Source organism: Sphingobacterium sp. 40-24, assembly GCF_001899705.1.
GTDB lineage: Bacteria > Bacteroidota > Bacteroidia > Sphingobacteriales > Sphingobacteriaceae > Sphingobacterium > Sphingobacterium multivorum.
Window position 1 is genome coordinate 192,889 of sequence record NZ_MKWH01000067.1, and the last position, 24,500, is coordinate 217,388.

Below are 24,500 nucleotides of genomic sequence, written 5' to 3' on the forward strand. Positions count from 1 at the left end.
ATTATGGCAGAGAATAATTTGAATAATAAAGAAGCGCTAGAAAAGCTAAAAGGGATCGTAGATCAAATTGATGTGGGAACAGTCTGTTCATTTCCATCAGATTCTGACTATCCCCATGGTGTTCCGATGAGCAGACAGGAAGTGGATGCAAATGGTGACATTTGGTACATCTGTTCTGCAGAAAGTGAGACGTTTAAAAATATTTCACAGGATCCCAAAGTTTCCCTATTTTATGCCGATCCCAAAACCTACACCTTTTTGAGTATAAACGGTAAAGCAAGTCTTTCGCGGGATCAGGAAAGGATAGACCGTTATTGGAACAAAATGATGGAAGGCTGGTTTAAGAAAGGAAAAGAAGATCCCAATATCCAATTGCTACAGATCACACCTGAAGAAGCGCATTATTGGGATTCAAACTCAAATATGGTCATCAACTTGTTTAAAATGTTGAAAGCGGCTGTTACAGGCAATACACAAGATATAGGTAAAGAAGGAGATCTTAATATTTAATATAAACGGAATCTATAATATCAACACAGTAATTAGCACCCTAAAAAGGTCCTCTTTTCCAAAATGAGGACCTTTTTTCTAACCAAGCTTTTATCGAAAAAATCTGTTACGCGTTTCCTTTGATCACACGTAAAAGTACTGCGATGATTGCAATTACCAAAAGAATATGAATTAGCCCTCCGCCAACAAAGCCTCCAAAAAAACTGATTGCCCATATCAGGACCAAAATAACAGCGATAGTATATAATAGATTTCCCATAGTAATGAATATATATGTGTTTATTGAATAACAATACTTATCCAGCGATGGTTTAGTATTTTTTCTCTTTTTTCCACTTACGGATCCTCCCGACTGCATTTTGATAAGGTGAAGCGGTGTTAAATTGAATCATTCTGCCTAAGGTCCATTTTTCATACCACGATACACCATAAAGCTGCATGTCTGTCTTTTGCTCAATGAGTTCCACAATTTTTAAAACAGTTTGGTCTAGTTTTGCGCACAAAGTATTAAAATCTAGATTGTTATAATCCTGATAAAATTTTTGAGCCAGTTTGCCTAGCTCATTCCATTTAAAACCAGTCTCCGGAAAATCAACCTCTTTGCCATCTTCACTTTTCTTATTCCATTTGAGAACCAGCTCACCCCAGCCAATTAAATAGGAAATTAGGTTATTTATACTCATTACTGTTCCTTTAGCATGACCCTGGAGTATAAGAAGATTAGTTTGATCGTTCGGAATATCGGAAAGTTCACAGACAAGCTTGCTGTAATTTATACGGATAGCTTGAAGGAGTTCGTCTTTTGTGGTTGGTATAGCCATGGCATAAATGTGAATTATACATAAGATACAAATAATTATGTATAATTGATTAGCTTGGGATGGAGTTGTAGAGCAGAACGTGTTCACAAGCCCACAGCAGACAATGTTTGACAATGCCTTTTGTTTTAGTCTGATAGGGTTTTTGAATATATTATTGTAATTGAAAAAACAATAAACCTTAAATCGTAAAAAATATGGTTTTATGTGTATTTTTTGGTAAAATTTATTGTTTTATTAAAGTGGTGTTGTATTTTATTCTGCTTATAACGAATATTGTTGTAAGTATTTAGACAGGATCTTTCATAGGGGAGATACTGCCTAAGATGTACTGCCAATGAAATAATAAACTGAAAAATTGATACAAAGATGAAAAAGATTTTATTGTTACTAACCGTGGTTATGTTCGTCGTTTCGGGCGCATTCGCTCAGATTCATAAGCCTGTTAAATGGACTGTGGCCAGCAAAAAATTGAACAACAAGGAAGCTATGGTCTATGTGAAGGCCACTATTCAAGATGGTTGGCACATTTACTCCCAAAATGTAAAAGACGGTGGCCCAATTCCAACATCTTTCAATTTCGGTAAAGCTGCTGACTACGTTTTGGTCGGTAAGACGGCTGAACCAAAACCGAAGATCAAACACGAAGAGGTTTTCAAAATGGATGTGGGATACTTCACCAATGAAGTGATCTTTCAGCAAAAGGTTTCGCTGACGAAAGGAACAGCAACAGTAAAAGGTACCGTGGAATGGCAAGCTTGTGACGCTTCACAATGTCTTCCTCCAGATGAGTATGCTTTTGCTGTAACGATCAAATAGTTTAATAAATAAGAGCAATTAACGATCTAAAGCGATTTGGCGCTTAGGATAATTGATAGAAAAAGGAAAATTAAGGATAAAGGCTAGGTAATCGCACCTAGCCTTTTTTGTTTAAAGGGGGCTTTTGGTATAAAAAATACGCCCTTTGGTATAATATGTTAAATCTATTTTTTACGAAATTTTAGCTTTGTTTAGATGGATTACACAAACTTACTTGAGCAGGCAGATCTTTTTTTAGTGCATAGTTACCGCAAGAACCACAACCCACAGCTATATTTTCACACCATTGAAAGTGTTCGAGATATTGTAAACGCAGTAATGACCCTAAGTGAAAAATATGCCTTGACGGCCGAGGATAGAATTGCAGGAAAACAGTCATCGGTCTAATGTAATGGTGTGTTTTATGATAAAAATGATAAAGATAGATCGATTAAAGTTGAAGCATTGTACACTAGTTAGTTTTTTGATCATGGGATTGTTATGTTTCGAGACCGCATGTTACGGACAAATGGGGTTTGGACTTCGGGTGGGTGGTAATATTTCGCGTGCAAGTGGCAATGCATTTGGCGCCAATAGAATGGGATATCAATTGGGAGGGGATTTGATTTTTGGACTTAATAGCAAGATGGATATTCAAGTTGAGCCTAGTTACAACTTAACCAGAATTCGTGTCAATGGTAACACGGCATCTCTTGCTGGAGGCTTATCCAAGGGGACCCGTTCGCTGAAATATCTCAATACACCCGTATACCTAAAAATTAATTTTACGAGTAAATTTTCAATCTTGGGTGGCCTAGACTTGAATATGTTGCTCAACGACGACAGGTATAAACTTAATGATGGAAAACCAGCGTTCAACAGTCGTACACGGATAGGTTACGCATTAGGGATAAATCTTGGCGCGCTGTATTTTAGATACCGACAATTCAAAAAGAATAATAAAATTGTAGACAATTGGGATGCACATATTGACCAGTATCAACTGGGATTTAAAGTGCGTTTGTTTTAAGCTAATAGTTCCACTGGTAGGTAACCTTTACAGACTTTCCTGTGCTGTAAGCTGAGCCGCTCTGATTTTGCTACATCAGGCGGCTTTAATTTTATTAATGATTTACAATTTGTTGTGGAGATGTTTATTGCTGGATATCATGGATATTTGCAGGACTAGCTCGATACACCAATCGATGTACTTGTAACGGGCTGATGGAGGATGGAGCTCCTATAGGGCTGAAGGATTTTCCCCGTTTATCAAACTAGACTGCAAATACCGGGATGCTGATCGTGAACGTACGTTACGACAAGGGGATGCTGATCATGTTAAACGAGGTTTGTACTTCATCATGCGAAAGTTTTTAAGGAAGTTCACCTGTTATTGTTTTAGCGTATATCTTTATATAGCAACAATGTTGCATTTATGTTGTTTTGTTTTTACATTTGTTTAAACGAAATTACTATGAGCAGCATTTCCAAAAAAGTTAAATTACCTGTCACTGTTTTAAGTGGATTTTTAGGTGCGGGAAAAACCACACTATTGAATCATATTCTACACAATAAGGAAGGCAAGAAAGTTGCTGTTATTGTTAATGATATGAGTGAAGTGAACATTGATGCACAAGCTGTTGAACGTGAAAATGTGCTTTCGCGAACAGAAGAAAAGTTAGTGGAGATGAGCAACGGATGTATTTGTTGTACCTTAAGGGAGGATTTGATGGTGGAGGTGGAGCGACTAGCGAAAGAAAATCGCTTTGATTATCTTCTTATCGAGAGTACTGGTATTTCGGAGCCTATTCCAGTAGCGCAGACATTCAGTTATAGTAGTGCTGACAATGGGATTGATCTGTCTACGTTCAGTTACATTGATACTATGGTAACTGTGGTGGACTGTTTCAATTTTGCTAAAGATTTTGGAAGCGCCGATACCTTATTAGATCGGAAACTGACGGATGACGACTATGACAATAGGGCAATTGTAAATCTGTTGACTGATCAGATCGAATTTGCCAATGTTATCCTTTTGAATAAGGCCGATCTGGTATCTGAGGAAACTTTGGGCACTCTCGAGTCTGCTATTGGGCGGCTCAATCCTGGAGCCAAATTAATCCGTACACAATTTGGACGTGTTGATCCAAAGGAAATTATGGGTACGAGCTCGTTTGACTTTGATGAAGCTTCCTCTTCGGCTGGATGGATCAGAGAACTTGAAAATGAACATAGCCCTGAAACAGAGGAGTATGGTATTTCATCTTTTGTCTTTCGATCGCAACGGCCTTTCCATCCCCAGCGACTGCACAGTTATCTCAATGAGCGGTACCCACATAATATCATACGCGCTAAAGGTCTCCTCTGGTTGGCATCCCGGCCGAATCTTGCGATTAGTTTTAGTCAGGCAGGTGGCAGCGTAAGATTGGAAAGTGCAGGCTCATGGTGGAGTAGCATGCCCGAAGAGCAGCGTTATCAGTATCCCAGTTATGCCGAAATCAGCGCTGAACTTCTTAAACGTTGGCACCCGGAGTGGGAAGATCGAAAAAATGAATTGGTATTTATAGGTCAGCATCTAGATAAAGAAAAATATCTGTCGGAGCTTGAAGAATGCCTATTGACCGAAGAAGAAGGCGATGACTGGCGTTTTACTTGGTGGAAAGACGAATTTCCTAAAAATATTTAAAACCACTTGTGATCGGCATCGGTTAAAAAAGTAAGTAATGTAGGTTAGATATTGTATTTTTCGAAGGCCAGAATTAATTTTCTGGCCTTTTTTATACTGATTTGCCAGATGTTATCAAGATACGGTTATCAGCCTTCATCAATCGCGCTATTAAAAATATAGAAATCTATCCCTAAAACGCTTAATCATGATGGTCGAAAATCATCTTTATGATTCCGAAAATTTCAAAGAGTCATAGCAAAGATGTCATGGTAAAAGAACAGTATAGTTAAGGAACAATCATAGTCACTATGCATGATATAATTAACAATGAGCAGACTGCTTGATTTTAATAATATCTAAAAGGTTTAATTTTATACCTAAATCAATACTGAAAAAGCATCAAAAAAAGAATGGGATTAACTTGAATGCAATTGAACGCATGCATACGCTGGGTAATATCTTTAAACCTGGGGTGATGAAAGGAATTGATCTGAAAAAGTAATTGATAGACTTTCAAAAAAACAGCACTGATAGTCTAAAGATAAAACTCGCTCACGCATCAAAGAGGTGAAATTAGTAACGGGATTGTCAGAATTGTAGTATGTTATTTAGAATTGTTTTAAACTACTGGTTTTCCATGTATATTTGAAATACAGAAGGGCACCCTTTCAATTGAATGCTAATTTTATATTGAATGATTATTGTTATATAAATGAATAAAGTAGAACTGTTTGAAAATGAGCGTGCAAGTGGCTATGATCAATTTGTTGAGAGCTGGATTCCCAATTACCATTATTTTTTAGATCAGTTGCCAAAGCTCCTCCGAGAAACTGAAAACAAGGATTTACTGGTGGTAGGATGTGGTACTGGAAATGAAATAGAACGTTTTGTCGACACAGCAGAATCTTGGACAATAACCGGGGTAGATCCGTCGCCTGAGATGATTAGCCAGGCCCTGGAAAAATTTGAAGCGGATGAGAATGTTCATCTTGTCGAAGGTGTGGTAGGTGATTTGGACGAAGAGAAACAATTTGGTGCTGCGACGCTTTTGCTTGTATTACACTTTTTAGAAGACAATGGCGAAAAATTGGTTATGCTCCAAGATATTTCCAAGAGAATGATGTCGCAAGCACCCTTGTTATTATTAGATATTACGGGCGATAAGGAGCAGATTCAACAAAACTTGCAGTTGTTGAGGCTTCTTCTGCCCAAGGGGATAGATGAAACACAGGTCGCTCAAAGATTGCGAAGAATCGAGCACGAATTGTTGCATGTCTCGGAAGAACGATTAGTCGAGCTCTGTGAAGAAGCCGGATTTGAACCTCCTGTTCGATTCTTTCAATCATCGATTTATATGGGGTGGATAACCCGAAAAAAAGATATTATTTCCTTTTCTTAGCAAAGGGATTGAAGGAAAGCCCCGCATTAATATAAAACGAAGGATCGGGATTTGCTTCCCATACATAATCGCGCTGGGTTTTGTTTTTTTCAAATACGCGTGCACGGGGTATGGTTTTTAGTCCTGATTTAAGGGTGGCAATAAAAGATCGGCCCAGGTTATGTTCATAAGTCAGACCCGAATTGATCTCCATCTGACTGAAGGTATATACTTTTTCAGCGCCTTGAAAGTTATAGAGGTAAAAGATCGTACTATTTAAATCGGAACCTATTGAAACGCGGCCATTCCGCAAGACCTCTTTTCGAAGGTAGACTCCTTTAGGTAAGATGACATCAAGTATCATCCCATTGGCAAATTGTTGCTTGTAGGCAAAGGTTGGTAAAACCGGAATAATTGCTGCCGGATCTATAAAGCCGATGAGGCCCACCGCCATTTGAATCTCCCGCGTAGCTTTTAGTACCACAGTAGCAGATAATATCCCATTAATGCGTTCTATTGCTTTTTCACTCCCATTGGCAGCAACCGTTGCGGTATAAAATGCTACCTTGCCCCACAAACGTGAATAACGGGTAAGATTAAGTGATTCGTAATGATAATGATATTGATGGGTTGACTGTATGGTGGATTGTGCGATGGGGTCTAAACGATTGGAGTTTACAGAAGTGAACTGATAGCCAATATTGGTACCCAAGTTCCAGGTTCTGCTCTTTAAAAAATTAATGTTGATACTACCTCCGGCTTGGTACATCGATTCTACTTTTGTTTTAGGTAAATCCTGACCTTGGAGCTTTGATGAATAACGGTATCCTGTATTGGATTCATAGGTCAAATTGAGGACCCGTGTTATGGGAAATTTGTCGGTAACCACAGCCCTCACTTTTTGCTGCACGCTATCTTTAGTCTGTGCGATGGACGTGGATAGGCTAAGTAACAGCACAAACATTGAAAGTATTTTTTGCATAAATATATGATTAAAATCATTGTAAGAATAGCCGAAATTTGTAGGTGGGATTCTTTTTTTAGACCAACAGGTCTTCTTTTTATACAAAAGTCCATTTTGGGGGAACAGCGGAAAGAAAAGTTAAAAATCATCCATTAGTTTTGGTATAAAAAAAACAGGCCTTCGTATAAGAGATCGGGTACTTGCCAAGAAAAGCGCTATTTTTGTTATTCAGGTTAAAAATTGTTCTAAAGCATGCAGGACTTCAATAATAGCGTTGTTTTAAGGTATTTTACAGAAAATAAATTCAGGCCACTGCGACATGTGTTTTTTCTGATCGGTTTACTTTTACTTTTTGCAAATGCAAATTCGAGTTCTCATTTTCAGGGTAGTTATCGGTTTTATTTTTCTATTATCTTGTGGCTTGTATTTGTATGCATGTTTTATGCTAATATGTATGTACTGATACCCAAGTTTTTCTTTAAGGCTAAATATGAGCTATATGTCTTAGCATTGATACTGCTGGTAACGGCCAGTTTGCTGGTGGTCATGTACATTGCAAATTACATCTATTCCATTCATATTCCCGCTATAAAAAAACCGGAGTCGGACTCTATGGGGCTAGTCGCCGCATTATTTATCTGTATTCCGATTATTCTGACGACGACGACATTTAAGCTTTTTAAGCGTTGGTTGGAAGACAATAAGCGCATTTCTGAACTGAAAAATTTGGCGCTGACCACAGAGCTTATATCCTTGAAGAACCAGATTCAGCCACATTTTTTATTCAATATGCTGAACAATGTTAAGGCTTTAATTCGAAAAGATCCGAATATGGCTACGGAGGTCATCATGAAACTATCAGACTTTCTAAGATATCAGCTCTATGAAAATAATGATGATAGGACGCTTTTGAGGTCTGAAATCAACTTTATCTCCAATTTTCTAAAATTGGAGGAAATACGCCGTGATAACCTCACAACGCGTATATCCTGCCCAGCAGAATTGGAAAAGAAAGGTATATTCCTACCACCACATCTTTTTACAGCCTTTGTTGAAAACGCAATTAAACATAGTCTAAGCGCAGGCGCTGGTGATACCTTTATTACAATTCATTTTTCTGAAGCTAATCAGCAGCTTTGTTTTGAATGTGAAAATTCGAAAGATCCCGACAGCTTATTTGTCCGAAGCAAATACAGCGGACTGGGATTGGCTAATGCCAAAAGACGACTGGATCTCCTATATAGAAATGATTATGAACTGTCGGTGTCAACGACTGAAACATTGTATAGCGTTAAACTTACTATTCCATTATGAATTGCATTATTGTAGACGATGAACCCCTGGCTAGGGAAGAAATGAAAAATTTAATCGAAGAAATTTCGTCCATTCAGATAGTCGGTACATTTTCCAACGCGATATCGGCATTAGAATGTATTAAAACAAATTCGGTGGATTTGCTTTTTCTGGATATTGAGATGCCAACGGTTAATGGACTCGATTTTGCACAGTCTCTTCCCAATGACAAGCTGGTTATCCTGACGACTGCCTATGCGCAATATGCACTGAAAAGTTACGAATTGGATGCAATAGATTATCTGTTGAAGCCGATCAATAAAGACCGCTTAGCCAAAGCGATCGATAAAGCAATAGCCTATAAAAAATTACTAGCGTTAAAAGAAAATCAAAGTACGGTTGAGAAGGCCAGTGAGGATGCACTTTTTATTAAATCGGATAGGAAATACTATAAAATTGCATTTACTGATATTCGCTTTATAGAAGCACTCAAAGATTATGTGGTTATTTATACCCGGAACAATAAACTGATTACTGCAATGAATTTGAAGACAATTCACCAGAAACTTCCGGTGAGCCTCTTTGCACGCACCAGTAAATCCTATCTGATTAATTTGTCCTTTATTGATTCATTTGACAACCATACTGTTTACATCGACAAATTTGAAATTCCGATCGGTGAAATCTATCGAGAAGCTTTCTTTAAACAATACACGGGAGGACTGCTGTAATCTACTGGCGGCTTAGGCAACTACAAAGCGATCCAGGAAATCAACTTGGATACCATAACCATGTAGGAACTTCGTCAGGTAGTCGATGGAGCACTCTTCTGTTTCGAACCTGAATATGGCATCCTCATCATCTAGATCGACAGTAGCATCTTGTACTTGTGGAAGATGAGTTTTGACCAATTGCATCAAAAACTCTTTCTTGCTTTTGGTCTTTACAGAACTTTTAAAAATCAACACTTGCCTAACTTTCATCCCGACTAATTTATATGTGTTCAAAATTATTTGATACCCTTAACGTATGGGATATCGTTACAAATCTATATTCTTCATTGCTTCACGCAACCTATATTATACGAAAGCATTTAGTTTTTATACAAAAACAAGGTTGAGCATTGAGCAGATGAATGGTGTAGATCATATGGAGAGGCTAGGGATATCAATTCTAAATTTCTACAGAAAGTCGGTGCATTTTTGTCAGAGGCTACAGTGAAGTAGTTTTTTTGTTGAAATCCTATGATAAATTTAGTTGTCCTGTTTTTAAGTACCATAGTCGCTTTTTGGATCAGCGCCATATGTGGAGGGGGAGCAAGCCTTATTCTTATTCCTTTATTGAATTTTATGTTGCCTTCATCGTTAATTCCATTTTCGTTGACGATTGGTACGTTTACCAGCTCAGTATCGAGAATAATTGTTTTTAAGCGGCATATCAACTGGAAGATCTTTCTGTGGTTTGTACCGTTTTCAATTCCGGCTGTACTATTAGGTGGATATCTGATTAAATATATAGAACCTTCCTATTTGCAGTTGATTGTTGCTTTTTTCCTCATGGGAAATATCCCTCAATTGTTTAAATCAAAAAATGCAGCGTTATCTTCGGAAAGTAAGTGTTCGAAATCTTTTTTGGCAATTATAGGTTTTCTTTCGGGCTTTATTTCAGGAATTACAGGTGCAATCGGCTTGTTGTTCAATCGGTTTTATTTCAAAATGGGGCTTTCCAAAGAGGAGATTATTGCCACCCGTGCTAATGAAGTGTTTTCACATCTCGTAAAACTTATTATTTATATTATTTTAGGTCTGTATTCTAAGGCAGCGCTGGGACTGGGCCTGGCAATTGCCGTTGCAACAATAGTCTCATCATTTACTGTTCAGTTTATATTACCCTACCTCAGCGACCAGGTATTTAAAAAAATAGGTTATGGTGCTATGGTGGTTTCAGGGGCGATATTGCTGGCAGGTAGTTCGCGTAAGATTGTCGATCAGAATGACGTGCTGATAGCCTTAGATCGCTCGAAGAATAAAACTGAAATTGCATTGAGCTGGCGAGACACAAATTTTGTCTTGGAATTTAGTCAGACGCATGGCTTAGAACTCGAACGATCTATTCACTGGACTGGTTTACCACTCAAACTTCAGCAAAAGTATTTTGCCCTTAGCAAAAAACATAATAGTATCTATATCGAAAAGGTTATACGTTTTAGAAGGAAGGCTAGTTATGAATTTTACTGTCATAAAGAAGGCGTGTTAACACGATTGGATTAAATTGTCTCTTGCCTTTTTATTTTAAAATGCTTATTTCTACTGGTTTTAAAGTGTATTGATATATAATCTATCTATTTAGTAGATTATTGAAAAATATTCCTATATTTGAACCGAAGAATTATTTAGCAGGAAGGATATGGCAATGGAATTTTTAGCACAACAGGCACAAACGCAGCATTTAAATCAAGCTTTTTCAAGTAAAAAACAAATGATGATGCGCGGGCTATCTATGCTTAAAATTTCGGATCGTGTTTTATATACCGGTGCCCATCCAGACGATGAAAACAATAAATTATTGACATTTCTAGCGCAGGATCAGGTGGTCGATACTGCCTACCTTTCTGTTACGCGAGGTGAGGGAGGACAGAATTTTATAGGTAGAGAAAAGGGATTGGATCTGGGGGTACTTCGGGTGCAGGAGTCACTTGCGGCACGTGAAATTGAGGGAACAAAACAGTTCTTTACACGGGCAAAGGATTTCGGCTTTGCAAAATCAGTCGATGAGACGTTGGCGCGATGGGATGAAAATGGTGTACTGGCAGATATGGTATGGACTATCCGTTATTTTCGTCCGACTGTAATTGTAACGCGATTTTCGCCGAATGTCCCTGACTCGCATGGACACCATCAGGCCTCAGCAATCCTAATGGCGAAAGCTTTTGATCTGGCCGCTGATCCAACAGCTTACAGCGAACAGTTAGCAGAACTAGCACCTTGGCAAGCTCAGCAATTGCTGTGGAATGTATATCAGGAGAGTGGTGTTAAAGATATTGGCGGAGAAGTAACACCTTTGCCAGCATATATTTCTTTGGATATTCCTATAAGACATGGCTCTTTTGACTTACATTATGGTGAAATTGCAGCAGAAAGTCGTAATCGACATCGTTCTCAGGCGATGGGAAGTTTGGCGCAGCATCACCCTAGTATCGAGTATTTTGAAGTATTAAAAAGTGCATCGATCAATTCAGAGGCTGTGAATACTATTTTTACGCATTGTTCAGTGCAAGATTCTTATGCAAATGTATTCAATAGGTTGGTGAATAGCCTTATCGCAAAATGTGAGTCTGATACGGCAGAGCTTACATTGGAGCTTGCTTCGATTTTATTTTGGATGAAGATTGTTCCTGAAGATAATATTATTCATGAAAAACGAGCTGAGGTAGAACGTCTGCTACTTGATTTTGCTGGTGTCTCCTTAGAAGTACAGGCTTCTAACGCCCTATGGGTGCCGGGAACCGAAGTTAATATGATCTTGCATGCGCATATTCCAGTGGAGTCTAATTTGCAGTTGACAGCGGTAAATGTTCCTTTTATAAGGGGGGCAAGGCAAATAGATCTTCCCTCGTCTCCATCGAAAATGATCCATTTGAATGGTCAGCTTCTTGATACAATTTTACCTTCTTTTCCAACTTGGCTTAATGCTAATGGTGACGCACATAATTATACACCAGAATCGTCTGCTGATGTTGTATTGACACAATATGGGACCGAATTGTTGGTTCATCTGGAACTGGAATTTGCCGGCTTACCGATCGCGATTAAGCTTCCTGTAAGACATGCAGGTAGTCCCGTTGTCGTAGCTCCCCCGGTAACAGCAGCATTTGATTCGGAAATCGTTGTGCTGTCTAAAGCGACCCAACGTTTAGTTGCTTTGGAGCTGCAATCCAATATAGCCGAATCCTTACCTATTAAAGTGAGGTTAACGCTTCCGGACGGATTGAGCGCATTTCCGACAGAAATTGATCTCAACATCGCAGGTAATGCAGCGGAAAAACTTTATTTTGAGTTGAGTTCATCAGCATCACAGGAAGAGATTCAAGAGATTGGATTTGAGATTGAGACCAGTTCAGGTATATATCCGTTCACAGCTAAAAGTATTGTTTATCCGCATATTAACAAAGTAACTTACTTTCCCAAGGGAATACTACGGGTGCTGAACTTGCCAGTGGATATTACGGCCCGGAAAGTTGCTTATATTTCGGGGATGAATGATGAACTTGGAGGGAGCTTGTGCCAACTTGTTGAGCAATTGGATATTATTCCGTTTGAGTCCATTGGTGAAATAAATCTCTTCGATTTTGATGCAGTGGTCTTGGGAGTACGGATTTACAATACCCATCCCTTAATTACGGAATTTCATCAGCTTTTCCGTGACTATGTGGAGCAGGGCGGTGTATTGATAGGGCAGTATAATACGCCATATGATTTGCATTTGACTGAGGTTGGGACTTATCCTCTAGCTGTTTCTCAGGAAAGAATTACAAATACAGAAACCCGCATTTCATTTTTGGACCCATCCCATCGTATATTGAACTACCCCAATGTAATTGGGCAGCATGATTTTCAAAATTGGGTGCAGGACAGGGCACTTTTTTTACCGCAAAAATGGAGTGCAGACTTTGAACCAATACTACGGGGGCAAAACGCAAATAATCAGCATGAAGATGGTTTGTTGCTGCTTCGCAAAACAGGAAAAGGTTATTATATCTACAATAGTTTGTCTCTATTTAGACAACTGCCTGCAGGAGTAGCGGGAGCATATCGTCTTTTTGCCAATATGCTTTCACTTTCATCAGTCTCAGATACTTATTGATCAATAAGTGTTGTAGGCGAGATGATCTAAAAATTGAATCAACACATTTTCGTGGATGGATTAGAAGACCGCTACAATTAAAATGCCCCAAATAGTGGCAACTATTTGGGGCATGTCCAATTTTACAATAGGTTTCTTATCAGATACTTTAATCCGATCGTACGTTATTGTACAGAAATAATTCCTAAATCTTTCACACTTGCTTTGGCTACTTGCACGCCTTCAATGTTTTTGTTCATGTAACCAGCTACCGAAGGTTCGACAACAATCTTGTAAGTGCCTTCAGGCATCCCAGGAAAGTAAAACTTTCCGGCTGAGTTTGCCAACGTACCTACAGTATCTACACCGGTAATAGCAAATACATTGGCTTGTGATTCCGCAGGACTAATTGTGCCAGTGATTGCTCCAGATGTGGCCACTGGGATTGCGCGAATAACGGGTTTAAGAAGATATTGATCGTTGCCCGTCTTTACAATCGATTTTGACGCATCAAAATCCAAAAGAAGTGTGTACGCTACATCCGGAATTAATTCATCTTGTACTTTGAGTTTAACGCCAGAGGACTGTCCGCTAGGTGTTTTTAGCGGATGTACAACGCCATTGACCCAAATTTCATTTCCTGAGTCATTAAGTTTGAGCCGAATTTCTTGGATCATACCAGAAGGAACATCCTGTCCGGCTATGACGGTATCTTTTCCCATTGTATAATTCAAAATATTAAATGGATCGGCGGCGACATCTATCGTTGTGCTACCCGAAGTAGTTCGGATCTCGATCGCATCGATGTGAAGATTGATCGCGTCATAGTAACCTGGAGCATCCGTAATTTTTACTGTGACAGGTGTTTTTTGTGAGGAGGGACCATCATTTTTGCTGCAGCTGCCTAACAACACCAGGGTCGCTAGAGCAAGGAGAATAAAGTTCTTTTTCATAGTTAGTAACATTATGGTTACAGCTAGGCAAAACTTATGCCATTCTATAAATAAAACAAAGTCCCTAGGCCCGAAAAAATAACCCCAGATGGAATTGACCATACTGGGGTTGTTTCTATACTTCATAATGATTATTAATCCTTTTTATGGAAAAAGGACTCTTTGGGAATATCAATTACCTTTGAATCATTGAGACTGTATTGAAGTTTTAGGGTAAATCCGCCTCCAGCTTCAAGGAAATCTACAGCAATTGGATGGTAGCCTGGTTCTAAAGCAATCTGTCCACTTTTCATAATCGGTGCATGCTGCCCGTCATTATTGACGACGAGCTGATCATGTATCCGCAAGACACCGCCATCATCGCAGGTGAAGTAGAAATTATAGATTCCTTTTTCCTTGACATAGATATATCCCCGTATTTTTGCACCAAATGAAGGCATTTTGACGGTATCGCTTAAAGCGATATTGCTGATCACTTCCTGGCGTACTTCGGGCCCTGTAATGGCCGAAGTGTTGGCAAAAGTTCCATTGAAAAGTGTTGCCATAAGCCCTGGGGCTACGCTATTTTCATTGGGTTTTACGCTCTTTTTCCAGGTATCATTTTTAAAATCAACCTGATAAAGTTCACTTTTTGCACCGGAAGAGGAGATTGTTGCAAAACGAATTGGCCCTTCTTTTTTAACCACCAGCGAACCGTTCAATACTGGGCTCTGCTGTGTTGGAAGGCTACCATCCGTTGTAAAGTGTATTTGATTCTGTGGAAGTTCGTTTACAACCTTTAGAACAGATTGTCCGTCAACAATAACCTGTGTTTCGGCGAATCCTGTAAGGTCTGGCATACGATAGCGTAAACCCATTTTGTTCCAAAGTCCAAAGTGCGCAATTACTCGATTTCTATAGCTATCATACAGCGGTTTGTTGGTCCATACACGTTCTGATAAAGCGCTTAACCGCGGGAGAATCATAAACTCCAACCGGGCGGTGGAAGGAATCATTTCTGTCCAGATATTGGCCTGAGCACCTTGGATCAGCGGTGCTTTTTGGCTGGAAATATCCGTAGGTACGACATTCATATTGTACACGGCATCCAGACTGCTGCTATTGGGTAAATAATCAAAATATAGCGGGTTTGTAGGTGTCATAACGACCCGGTGACCACGGTTTACAGCTTCTATCGGTGCATTTTTTACCCAACCACGCCAGTACATCACCATCATGCTCGTGTCTGAACTACCGTCTAATATTTCATCCCAACCAATGCTCTGTTTATTTTTTGAACGAATAAAACTGTTTACTCGTTTGACGAAATAACTTTGAAGATCATGTAAGTTCGCTATTTGCTTTTCTTTCATAAAAGCTTGAGCCGCTGCTGATTTTGACCAGGAGTCTTTTTCGACCTCATCGGCTCCGATGTGAATATAATGCGAAGGGAATAAGTCAATAATTTCGCCTAGTACGTTCTCAACAAAGGTATAGCTGCTCTCTTTCCAGGGGCTGATGGGGACAGAAAATTGCTTTCCCCAGCCCGCGGATTGGCTGTCCAATAGGAGTTCAGGATAGGCCTTGGTAGCCACCATCATATGTCCGGGCATGTCTATTTCAGGAATAATTTCTATCTGGCGACTGGCCGCATAGGCAACAATGTCCTTGATATCTTGTTGTGTATAGAAACCACCATATTCTTCCTTTCCGTTTGTTGTGCGGATCAATTCCTTCGGTAGATTAAAGTCGGGGTTCTCTTTGGCTTTCACAAAGCAGGCCGAATCTTGGTTGTTATAAGTACGCCAAGCCCCCTGTTCTGTTAGTTTAGGGTATTTCTTGATTTCTATGCGCCAGCCTTGATCGTCAGTTAAGTGCAAGTGAAATTTGTTGAACTTATAGGTTGCAAGCAGATCAATGAATTTATAGATATAATCTTTTGGAAAGAAGTGGCGGGCTACATCGAGCTCAACACCGCGCCATTTGAAAGCGGGCTGATCTTTTACGGTTACATAGGGAAGAGCAAACTTACCTGTTGTTCCCGAAAGTAGATACAATTGCTGGACTGTCTGTAAACCATAAAATGCGCCCTTTTCTGAAGAAGCGATTATTTGAATACCTTTTTGATCTATCTTCAATTCATACGCTTCATTTGAGAGGCCCTGGACTTTGATCAATTGCAGCGTGGCGTTTGTCTTCTTCACGCTTTTTTTGTTCAGTTGACCGAATAGCGATTGGTTGATCCATGCCGGCAGTGACGTAGAAGAAAATGCTGGATCAATAGCGTAGCCCAATTCTTGACCATTTAGCTGAAAAAGGCCCGGCCCGGCTTCCAGCTGTTGAGGAAACGGAATAAGTTGAGGAAGTATGTTTTTTTGTTGTGCAAAACTTAATGTCGGCAGGTACAGGGCACAGGATACAAGTAAGGTTGAGAAGATTTTATTCATAAATGTGTTTTTTGTGATTCACAAGTAGTTTTAGATTTTGCTGCAATATACCAATATTTCGGGTATCGGCCGGCAATTTGGTTGATCTGTACTTCTTAGCATTATAAGCAAAGCATTTCTCCTAATATTGTTATAAATGTTTGTTCGACATTTATATATTTATTCTTATCTTTAACTTGAAAATAACCTGTATTTGAATAGGCCTATAGTATGTTTATATCTTGAATATTTTCATTGCATAATTATTTTACTGCTGTTTTAAACAAGATCGTAAAAAGTTGCCTGTGGGTTGACTGCTTTGATATTTTGCAGAGAAGCCTTTCAATAAAGTAGGTTGGTGTTGTTAATTTATTGGTGGTGGTAGAGCTATGAAAAATTTTCTTATTAGCATTGTTTTCTTTTGTCAGTTGGCCCACGTTTATGGACAGCCTAATCGCGTCCATTTTTTCTCCCTTCAAGATGGTCTGACCAATCAGCAGGTGCTGGATATTGTGCACGATGATGACGGATTTATGTGGATAGCCAGCGAGCTGGGATTGAACCGGTATGCAGGGAAGTCTTTTAAATCATTTTATGCAACAGACAAGCCGAATGGGCTATCGGTCAATAGTAATGAAATCAATACCTTGCTTTATACCGACAAGAAATTGTATATCGGAACGCGGTCCAATGGCCTGAATGTACTTGACTTACGTACAAATAAATTTAGCTATTACACACATGACGGTACTAATCCGAAATCCATCGCGACAAATGATATAACCGATATGATTGAAGGGAAAGATGGAAAACTGTGGCTGGCCACCTATCATCAAGGTGTACAGCATTTCGATCCAATAACCAAAGAGTTTAATCATTTCAATAAGAAAAATTGTCCCGGACTTCCCGAGAATAGTGTTTGGTCTTTAGCTGAAGATCGCAGTAACATGCTTTACATTGGGCATGTAAATGAAGGCCTGACAATTTTGGATCCCGCCCGTCGGTCACTGAAACGATTGACTAATCAGAATACATTGGGTAAACTTCCTGATAATGAAATTAAAGTGTTGTTTTGCGATCAGGGGGGGAATGTGTGGATTGGAACCCGTAAAGGGTTGGCTGTATATCATCCGGCTTCAGGTCAATTACAGCAAGTCCCTTTGGCAGGATTAGCAAAAAATGGGAATGAACCTTTTGTCTACGCAATCAAGGAAATTGGCAATACCTTATGGATAGGAGGCGAGTCGTCGCAACTATTTTTGTTGCAGCCGAAATATACGTTTGATAAACGTTTTGAAGGCGTCCAGCACATACAGCTTTTTGATCTTGGCAAAGGTAATAATACCATGGTCCAGCATATCACTCCGGATCGGTTCGGAAATATTTGGCTGGCGTTATATGGTGGAGGTGTAGGGGTTGTTTCGCATATGGCTCCTTTTTTTAGTGTTTTTCCTTCTGACAATATGTTACCTGACCGATTGGCAACAGTGAGTAATGTATTAACCGGTGAAAATCGGACTCGACTGGTAACTGAGGGCTCGGGTATAGTAGAAATGAATGCTGGAGGCCGTTTGTTGGGACAAATTACCCAAAAAAACGGATTGCCCGACGATTTTATACTTACGGCATTTAAGGATCGGCATCAGCATGTATGGATGGGATTGCGGAAGGGCGGGATTGCTGTCCAATATGCTGGATCTTACGATTGGCATATGATCGATTTAGGGGAGTCGGTGACCGAAGTTCGTGCGATATATGAGGATCATTTGGGGCACATTTGGATTGCTGCCCATCAAGGTCTTTTTATATACGATGGAGTGGCACACCATGTTCAAAAGCTTCTGATCAATAAGCCTATGCTTGGTGATTATGCACCGCGAACGCTAGTGGAAGATGGTCAGCACAATATGTGGGTAGGAACTTATGGGCAAGGACTCTATGTATATAATTCCGACCGTAAACTGCTTCGTAAGATGGACAATAAGAGTGGATTGCGCAATAATACAATCAATCATTTGCTACGCGATAGAGATAATAATATTTGGATCGCTACAAACCACGGATTGGCCATGCAGGATGCAGGTAAGAAAATCGGTGATCTCGCAGTATTGTTACCCCCGGAAGGTAATGCTTGGCTGTTTGTCAATGGAGTTGCTGAGGATCATACCGGAAATATTTGGTGCGCAACCAAATCGGGGATGTTGCGCTATGTCCCGCAAGAGAGGCGTTTTCTCCACTACGACCAATCCTTTGGTTTACCCTTGGGTGGCTTTATCAACGGAAGCGTTGGAAAGGATGCAGAAGGACGCCTGTATTTTGGGATGCAAGAAGGGATGTGTTATTTCAATCCCACAGCTATTCCATCCGATTTACCTAGTTCACCTGTAAGTGTGAGCCGATTTATTGTTTTTCAATCGGGCGAATCCAATGCGCAGGTTGATAAATATCCGTCGGGCACAAAGACTATCACGCTCAATTATGAGGAAAATAGTTTTCGCATCGAACTTGCTGTCATGGATTTTGCTTTGGATGGATTGGTCGAATTTGGGTATCAATTGGAAGGACTCAATAATGACTGGATTTTTTTGGGCAATGAGACAAGCCTCGATTTTCGTAATATTCCCTATGGTGAGCACGAGCTGCTCATTCGTACGCGAATGAAAAACGGTCAGTGGTCGCAAGAGTATCAACGGCTGCTGATTAACATCGCGCCACCTTTTTATTTGAGCTTACCTGCTAAGGCATTTTATATGCTACTCGTGCTTCTGATTGGATATGTGATTATATCCTTTTATTTCAAAAGGATGAAAGCCGAATCGGAACTCAAACTTAAAGAACGGCAACATCTACAAGACGAACAGCTGCATGCCGAGCGGATGAACTTCTATACGCATATTACCCATGAATTACGTACACCCCTGACGTTGATCCTGGGTCCCCTTGAGGATCTGTCGCAAGAAAAGCAGCTTGCTGAGAAACACCGTGCGTTGGTTCAGACGGTTCAGAAAAGTGCCAATAGACTTTTCACATTGGTCAACCAGCTTTTGGAGTTTCGGAAGGTAGAATCGCAATTTAAACCCTTTGTTCCCGAAGCAGGATCCTTGGGCGAAATGCTCGCCGATCTGACACATAAATATAAAACATTGAATCACAAACCTGGTCTTCGCGTATCGTCCGAGCTCCCTGCCGAGGATATACGTACGTTGTTTGATGCAGAAATTGTGCAATTGATTGTCGATAATTTATTGTCGAATGCGTATAAATACACAGCGTCGGGCTATATTAAACTAAGCCTGCGCTACGAAGGTGCAGATCTAAATCATTGGGCCATATTGTCTGTAGAAGACACGGGGGTTGGTATTGCCGAAGAAGATATTGAGCGGATTTTCAAAAAGTATTATCAGATTCCAGGCACAGGTACGCAAGGTACAGGAATTGGCCTTGCTTTGGTCAAGGAACTAGTTGCAATACATCATGGAAAGGTAGAGGTAAGTAGTACGTTTGGGCTAGGCACTACATTTACGGTCAAGCTAAAAGTAGACCAAGTTGTCGCACAAGAAAGCGAACCGCCCACGGCTTCGCAGCGCCCCCTGATTCTACTGGTCGAGGACGATTCGGAGCTCCGTGAGTATCTTGGAACTACCCTGCAAAGGCATTATGATGTGGTACTTGCTGAAAATGGAGCTGCGGGCTATAAAACGGCGATGGCACGAATACCTGATCTGGTGATCAGTGATATTATGATGCCCGATATGGATGGCTTTGAGCTGGTACAGCAGCTCAAACAGGAACGCAGTACAAGTCATATTCCACTGCTACTATTGACGGCGAAAAACACCGATGCAGACCGGCAACGGGGCTATGATCTGGGGATAGACTCCTATCTGATCAAGCCTGTTACGGCAGCGTTACTCTTCAAACGTATCGACAACCTATTGAGCCGACAGAAACAGATCAATGAACTGATTTTGGAAAGTTTAAACAGCAAATCACCCTATTCAGATGATTATACCGAGCAAAAACCTCCTGAGGAGCTGTGGCGGGAAAATGAATTTGTTCAGGATTTTATGCAGATTGTCGAGCAGCATATGCAGGATGAAGTATTGGACGCTGCTGCCCTTGCTGACCGAATGAATATGAGTCAGTCTACCTTATACCGCAAGTTGAAGGGGATCACAGGTAAAAATATCAATCAGCTGGTTCGCAAGATACGTATCCATAAGGCTGCGGATCTACTTCGGACGGGGAAATATAATGTGACTGAAGTGTCGTTTATGGTCGGAATCAATAGTGCAATTTATTTTCGGCAGTGCTTTAAGGAAGAGTTTGGCCAGCTACCTTCCGAATACCAACGAGCCGACAATAAGATCCGGGTAACGTATTAAAAGAATACACAAAAGCTCATAATGCCCCTGCTACTCCTCCGTGGCGAGGGGCATTTTTTTTCCGCATAAAACAGCCTCCCCATGGCAGACCGATAAAAGCAGGCTCAGGTTTCATCAAACAGGAAATATGCCTTAAATATATTATAAAAGCTGTTTTTGACTGAAAATTATATGATTTTTGACGGATTTGTATATGATGTAATGCTGCAAAATGGGCTAAGTTTGAGGTATTATCCAATTATAAAATCTAGGTAGGGGTGGCAACGATGCAAAAGAAATAACCAAAGTAGACCATAGTTTACCATCATATTGTCTTGTCCGGCTAGATTGTATTATTTACTGTTTAATTCGTATTTAAATTTATGAAAAACTTAAAGATTGCTTCTTTTTACACCATGTTGAGTGTGATGCCAACATTGCTGTATGCGCAGGAGAAGGTTACGGGACAAGTTTTCAACAAAGCAAACGAGCCTATCGTTGGTGCGAGTGTACTCCTCCTAGAAGGGGGAAAGGGAACCTCAACAGACAAATCGGGGAAATTTGAGCTGAATGCCAACAAAGGAACGCTCGTTGTGTCATTTGTTGGATATAAGACTCGCCGAGTTCCATTGGATGGAACAACAAATTTAAAAATCCAGCTCGAGGCAGATGAAAATGTTTTGGAGGATGTCGTCGTTGTTGGTTATGGTAAACAGTCCAAACGTAATATTACGGGGGCAGTAAGCAATATTAAATCAGAGGATATTGTACGGTCATCATCGACGACAACTGCTGGGGCTTTGGCAGGAAAGGTGCAGGGAATCTCCGTGCGTGCCAAAGACGCGCGTCCCGGTCGTGGTGCAGCGATTGAAATCCGGAATATGGGCTCGCCATTATATGTAATTGATGGGGTTGCCTACGGAGGTCAGGAAGGTACGGACTGGGTCGGTACACAGAATGGCTCCGGAGCAGATATCTTCAACTCGCTAAATCTCGAAGATATTGAGAGTATCTCTATTTTGAAAGATGCCGCAGCGGCAGTATATGGATTCCGTGCTTCTAGAGGTGTTGTACTTATTACCACCAAAAAAGGAGCAAAAGGAGAAAGTGCAAAAATCAATATTAATGGCTACCAAGGCTGGCAGAATTTGACACGTTTTCCGACCATGGCAAACGCGAAACAATACACGCGTGGATTGGTTGAGGCTGCGCAGAATGAAAACCGCGATCCGAAGACGGTTTATACGCCCGAGGAGTTGGCTAAATGGCAGGCTGGAACAGAGCCTGGCTACCAAGGCTATGATTATTATGATATGGTGATCCGTAAGAATATCCCACAGCGATACATCAATGCCAATGTCACCGGTGGAAGTGAAAAATCAAATTATTTCCTGTCATTGGGCCACCTCAATCAGGATGCAATGATCAAGGATTTCAATTATAAGCGAACCAATTTTCAGGCCAATATGGAAGCTGAGGTACTCAAAGGACTTACAGTGGGTACACAGATTTCAGGAAGACATGAGGGAACCCAGGATGTTGGCTTACCAGGTGGAGATGGCTACTTCTCCTCGATTTTGGCTATTATGAAAAATAGACCGACGGTAGGCCCTTATGCAAATGACAATCCAGAGTATATCAATCATACCAATGATTTTCCCTATAACCCGGCGCTCTTTAGTCGCGATATCGCCGGCTATAAAGACAATAAATACCTTGCTGGAAACGTGAATCTCTTTGCGGCCTATAAGACAAATTTTGGTTTGTCGGCAAAGGGAACTGTTTCTTACAATTATACCAATAATAAATTTGAAGGCTTCCAATATACCTATGATGTATATCGATACGAAAATAATGCCTATAAGCGAACTGGTGGAAGTGATGCTGGCTGGCGTTACGATACCACGAGGGAGATTGTTTCTCGGTTTGCGCAGTTCCAGATCGATTATAACAAGCAGATCGGCGATCACACTTTCGCAGGAATGTTAGGCTATGAGCGCTCAGACTGGGACCGGACGTATAAAGCGTTGGGCGCAAATCCTTCGAACAATTATATCCCGTTGTTGAGACTGTCGGAGCTCAATAGTTTGGCCGATGAATGGGCTTACGAGGCTCGGGCTGGATATATTGGCCGTATCAATTACAACTACAAGGGCAAGTATCTTCTGGAAGTTCTGGGCCGTTATGACGGGTCCTTTAAATATTATGAGGGTAAACGCTGGGGATTGTTTCCAGGAGCATCAGTAGGTTGGCGTATTTCGGATGAGGGGTTCTTCAAGCCTTTGAAATCCGTCGTGAGTGACCTTAAAATCCGTGCTTCGATCGGGCAAACCGGACTTGAAGAGGGTGTGGGAATGCATGATTACCTTGCCGGATATAATTGGGCGGCTGGAAGTGCTGTCTTAGACGGAGCCTATGTGCCCGGGGTACAGCCAAGAGGTTTACCAGTGCGCAACCTCTCCTGGGTTAAAAATACCAATTATAATATGGGGGTCGATGCAACCTTGTTGAATAATAAGCTGACATTGACGGCCGATATCTTTAAAATTATCCGTACTGGATATCCTGGAAAACGATACGATGTCCTATTACCAGCTGAAATCGGTTATGACCTTCCCAATGAAAACCTCGGCAAAAACGGCTATTATGGTGCGGAAGGTATCATTACCTATACCGATAAGGTCGGTGAACTTAACTATGTTGTCAGTGGGAATATGACTTTTTCACGTTATCGTGACCTAGAAACCTATAAGCCTCGTTTCAGTAATTCGTGGAATGAATACCGTAACTCGATTGAAGACCGCTGGGGTGGCGTATGGTGGGGATACCAAGTTGTCGGAAGATTTCAGTCGGAAGAAGAGATCCGCAACCATCCGATCAATAATGATGGTCAGAACAATAGGACACAACTTCCTGGTGATCTGATTTATAAAGATGTAAACGGCGACGGTGTTATCAATGATATGGATCAGCGTCCGATTGGTTATCCGACAGGTTGGGCACCGATGATGAGCTTCGGTGGCCGGATAGGACTTGACTGGAAGGGTATCAACTTAAATATTGATTTGGCCGGTGGTGCGGTGCAATCCTGGTTTCAGGATTATGAGTTACGTAATGCCTTCCATGGTGGTGGTAATTCTCCAGCCTACCTGCTGGAAGATAGATGGCATCGCAAAGACCCTTATGATCCAAACAGCGAATGGATTCCGGGACGCTACCCTGCGATTCGTAACGGCAACTCAGGTCCCAATAGTCGAAACAGTGATTTTTGGTTGACCAATGTGCGTTACCTCCGAGTCCGCAACCTGGAGGTTGGATACAATCTGCCAAAAGCATGGATTCAAAAGATTAAGGCCGAAAAAATACGGTTCTATATCAATGCTTCAAACTTGATTTCGTTTGACAATGTCAAAGACTACCAGATTGATCCTGAGATCGAAGCGAGAGCAGCAGTAGTATATCCACAGCAAAGGGTATTTATGGTTGGATTTAATATGACTTTTTAAC

18 protein-coding genes are annotated in these 24,500 nt (G+C 40.7%); 12 read left to right on the forward strand and 6 right to left on the reverse strand.

Annotated features, from left to right (window positions below; all coding sequences use genetic code 11):
• Positions 1–3: 3 nt before the first annotated feature.
• Complete coding sequence (locus BGP15_RS25910) at positions 4–510, forward strand: pyridoxamine 5'-phosphate oxidase family protein (protein ID WP_070568092.1); 507 nt, start codon at positions 4–6, stop codon at positions 508–510.
• A gap of 106 nt (positions 511–616) precedes the next feature.
• On the opposite strand, the gene BGP15_RS25915 is transcribed toward BGP15_RS25910, so the two are convergent.
• Positions 617–769: a lmo0937 family membrane protein gene (locus tag BGP15_RS25915; protein ID WP_112376008.1), complete on the reverse strand. Its 153-nt coding sequence runs from the start codon at positions 767–769 to the stop codon at positions 617–619.
• A 52-nt stretch (positions 770–821) separates the two neighbouring features.
• A complete protein-coding gene (locus BGP15_RS25920) occupies positions 822–1,331 on the reverse strand; it encodes a ClbS/DfsB family four-helix bundle protein (RefSeq protein WP_201638913.1) in 510 nt (169 codons plus the stop codon).
• Between the two features lie 366 nt (positions 1,332–1,697).
• Here BGP15_RS25920 and BGP15_RS25925 point away from each other — a divergent pair, with 366 nt between their 5' ends.
• From BGP15_RS25925 to BGP15_RS25945, 5 genes are all read left to right on the forward strand, one after another.
• Positions 1,698–2,147: a protein-disulfide reductase DsbD N-terminal domain-containing protein gene (locus tag BGP15_RS25925; protein ID WP_112376009.1), complete on the forward strand. Its 450-nt coding sequence runs from the start codon at positions 1,698–1,700 to the stop codon at positions 2,145–2,147.
• A 195-nt stretch (positions 2,148–2,342) separates the two neighbouring features.
• The gene (locus BGP15_RS25930; protein WP_286771140.1) at positions 2,343–2,534 is read left to right on the forward strand and encodes a hypothetical protein; all 192 of its coding nucleotides are present in this window, start codon (positions 2,343–2,345) and stop codon (positions 2,532–2,534) included.
• A 25-nt stretch (positions 2,535–2,559) separates the two neighbouring features.
• Positions 2,560–3,156, forward strand: coding sequence for an outer membrane beta-barrel protein (locus BGP15_RS25935; protein WP_286771141.1), 597 nt, complete (start codon positions 2,560–2,562; stop codon positions 3,154–3,156).
• Between the two features lie 444 nt (positions 3,157–3,600).
• Positions 3,601–4,812 (forward strand): GTP-binding protein, encoded by a 1,212-nt coding sequence (locus BGP15_RS25940; protein WP_286753611.1) that lies wholly within the window; start codon positions 3,601–3,603, stop codon positions 4,810–4,812.
• A 694-nt stretch (positions 4,813–5,506) separates the two neighbouring features.
• Complete coding sequence (locus BGP15_RS25945) at positions 5,507–6,193, forward strand: class I SAM-dependent methyltransferase (RefSeq protein WP_286771142.1); 687 nt, start codon at positions 5,507–5,509, stop codon at positions 6,191–6,193.
• Here BGP15_RS25945 and BGP15_RS25950 read toward each other — a convergent pair.
• Complete coding sequence (locus BGP15_RS25950) at positions 6,177–7,154, reverse strand: hypothetical protein (protein ID WP_286771143.1); 978 nt, start codon at positions 7,152–7,154, stop codon at positions 6,177–6,179. The genes BGP15_RS25945 and BGP15_RS25950 overlap by 17 nt on opposite strands.
• Positions 7,155–7,586: 432 nt before the next feature.
• On the opposite strand from BGP15_RS25950, the gene BGP15_RS25955 reads away from it, so the two are divergent.
• Positions 7,587–8,450: a sensor histidine kinase gene (locus BGP15_RS25955; protein ID WP_286771144.1), complete on the forward strand. Its 864-nt coding sequence runs from the start codon at positions 7,587–7,589 to the stop codon at positions 8,448–8,450.
• Positions 8,447–9,160 carry a LytR/AlgR family response regulator transcription factor gene (locus BGP15_RS25960; RefSeq protein ID WP_112376016.1) on the forward strand — a complete coding sequence of 238 codons (714 nt, stop codon included), beginning with the start codon at positions 8,447–8,449 and terminating at the stop codon, positions 9,158–9,160. The genes BGP15_RS25955 and BGP15_RS25960 overlap by 4 nt, the downstream gene beginning before the upstream one ends.
• Before the next feature lie 12 nt (positions 9,161–9,172).
• Here the strand turns inward: BGP15_RS25960 and BGP15_RS25965 are convergent, their stop codons facing one another.
• A complete protein-coding gene (locus BGP15_RS25965) occupies positions 9,173–9,412 on the reverse strand; it encodes a hypothetical protein (protein ID WP_286753615.1) in 240 nt (79 codons plus the stop codon).
• Positions 9,413–9,673: 261 nt separating this feature from the next.
• Here BGP15_RS25965 and BGP15_RS25970 point away from each other — a divergent pair, with 261 nt between their 5' ends.
• Together BGP15_RS25970 and BGP15_RS25975 are read left to right on the forward strand one after the other, a co-directional pair.
• Complete coding sequence (locus BGP15_RS25970) at positions 9,674–10,699, forward strand: sulfite exporter TauE/SafE family protein (RefSeq protein WP_286771145.1); 1,026 nt, start codon at positions 9,674–9,676, stop codon at positions 10,697–10,699.
• Positions 10,700–10,835: 136 nt separating this feature from the next.
• Positions 10,836–13,292 carry a PIG-L family deacetylase gene (locus tag BGP15_RS25975; protein ID WP_286771146.1) on the forward strand — a complete coding sequence of 819 codons (2,457 nt, stop codon included), beginning with the start codon at positions 10,836–10,838 and terminating at the stop codon, positions 13,290–13,292.
• Between the two features lie 164 nt (positions 13,293–13,456).
• On the opposite strand, the gene BGP15_RS25980 is transcribed toward BGP15_RS25975, so the two are convergent.
• Together BGP15_RS25980 and BGP15_RS25985 are read right to left on the reverse strand one after the other, a co-directional pair.
• On the reverse strand, positions 13,457–14,224 hold the full coding sequence (locus BGP15_RS25980) for a DUF4382 domain-containing protein (protein ID WP_286771147.1): 768 nt from the start codon (positions 14,222–14,224) through the stop codon (positions 13,457–13,459).
• A gap of 134 nt (positions 14,225–14,358) precedes the next feature.
• The gene (locus BGP15_RS25985; protein WP_286771148.1) at positions 14,359–16,650 is read right to left on the reverse strand and encodes a family 20 glycosylhydrolase; all 2,292 of its coding nucleotides are present in this window, start codon (positions 16,648–16,650) and stop codon (positions 14,359–14,361) included.
• Positions 16,651–17,018: 368 nt separating this feature from the next.
• On the opposite strand from BGP15_RS25985, the gene BGP15_RS25990 reads away from it, so the two are divergent.
• Both BGP15_RS25990 and BGP15_RS25995 read left to right on the forward strand, forming a co-directional pair.
• Positions 17,019–21,014 (forward strand): hybrid sensor histidine kinase/response regulator transcription factor, encoded by a 3,996-nt coding sequence (locus tag BGP15_RS25990; RefSeq protein ID WP_286771149.1) that lies wholly within the window; start codon positions 17,019–17,021, stop codon positions 21,012–21,014.
• Positions 21,015–21,376: 362 nt separating this feature from the next.
• Complete coding sequence (locus BGP15_RS25995; protein ID WP_070568055.1) at positions 21,377–24,499, forward strand: SusC/RagA family TonB-linked outer membrane protein; 3,123 nt, start codon at positions 21,377–21,379, stop codon at positions 24,497–24,499.
• Position 24,500: the final 1 nt, after the last annotated feature.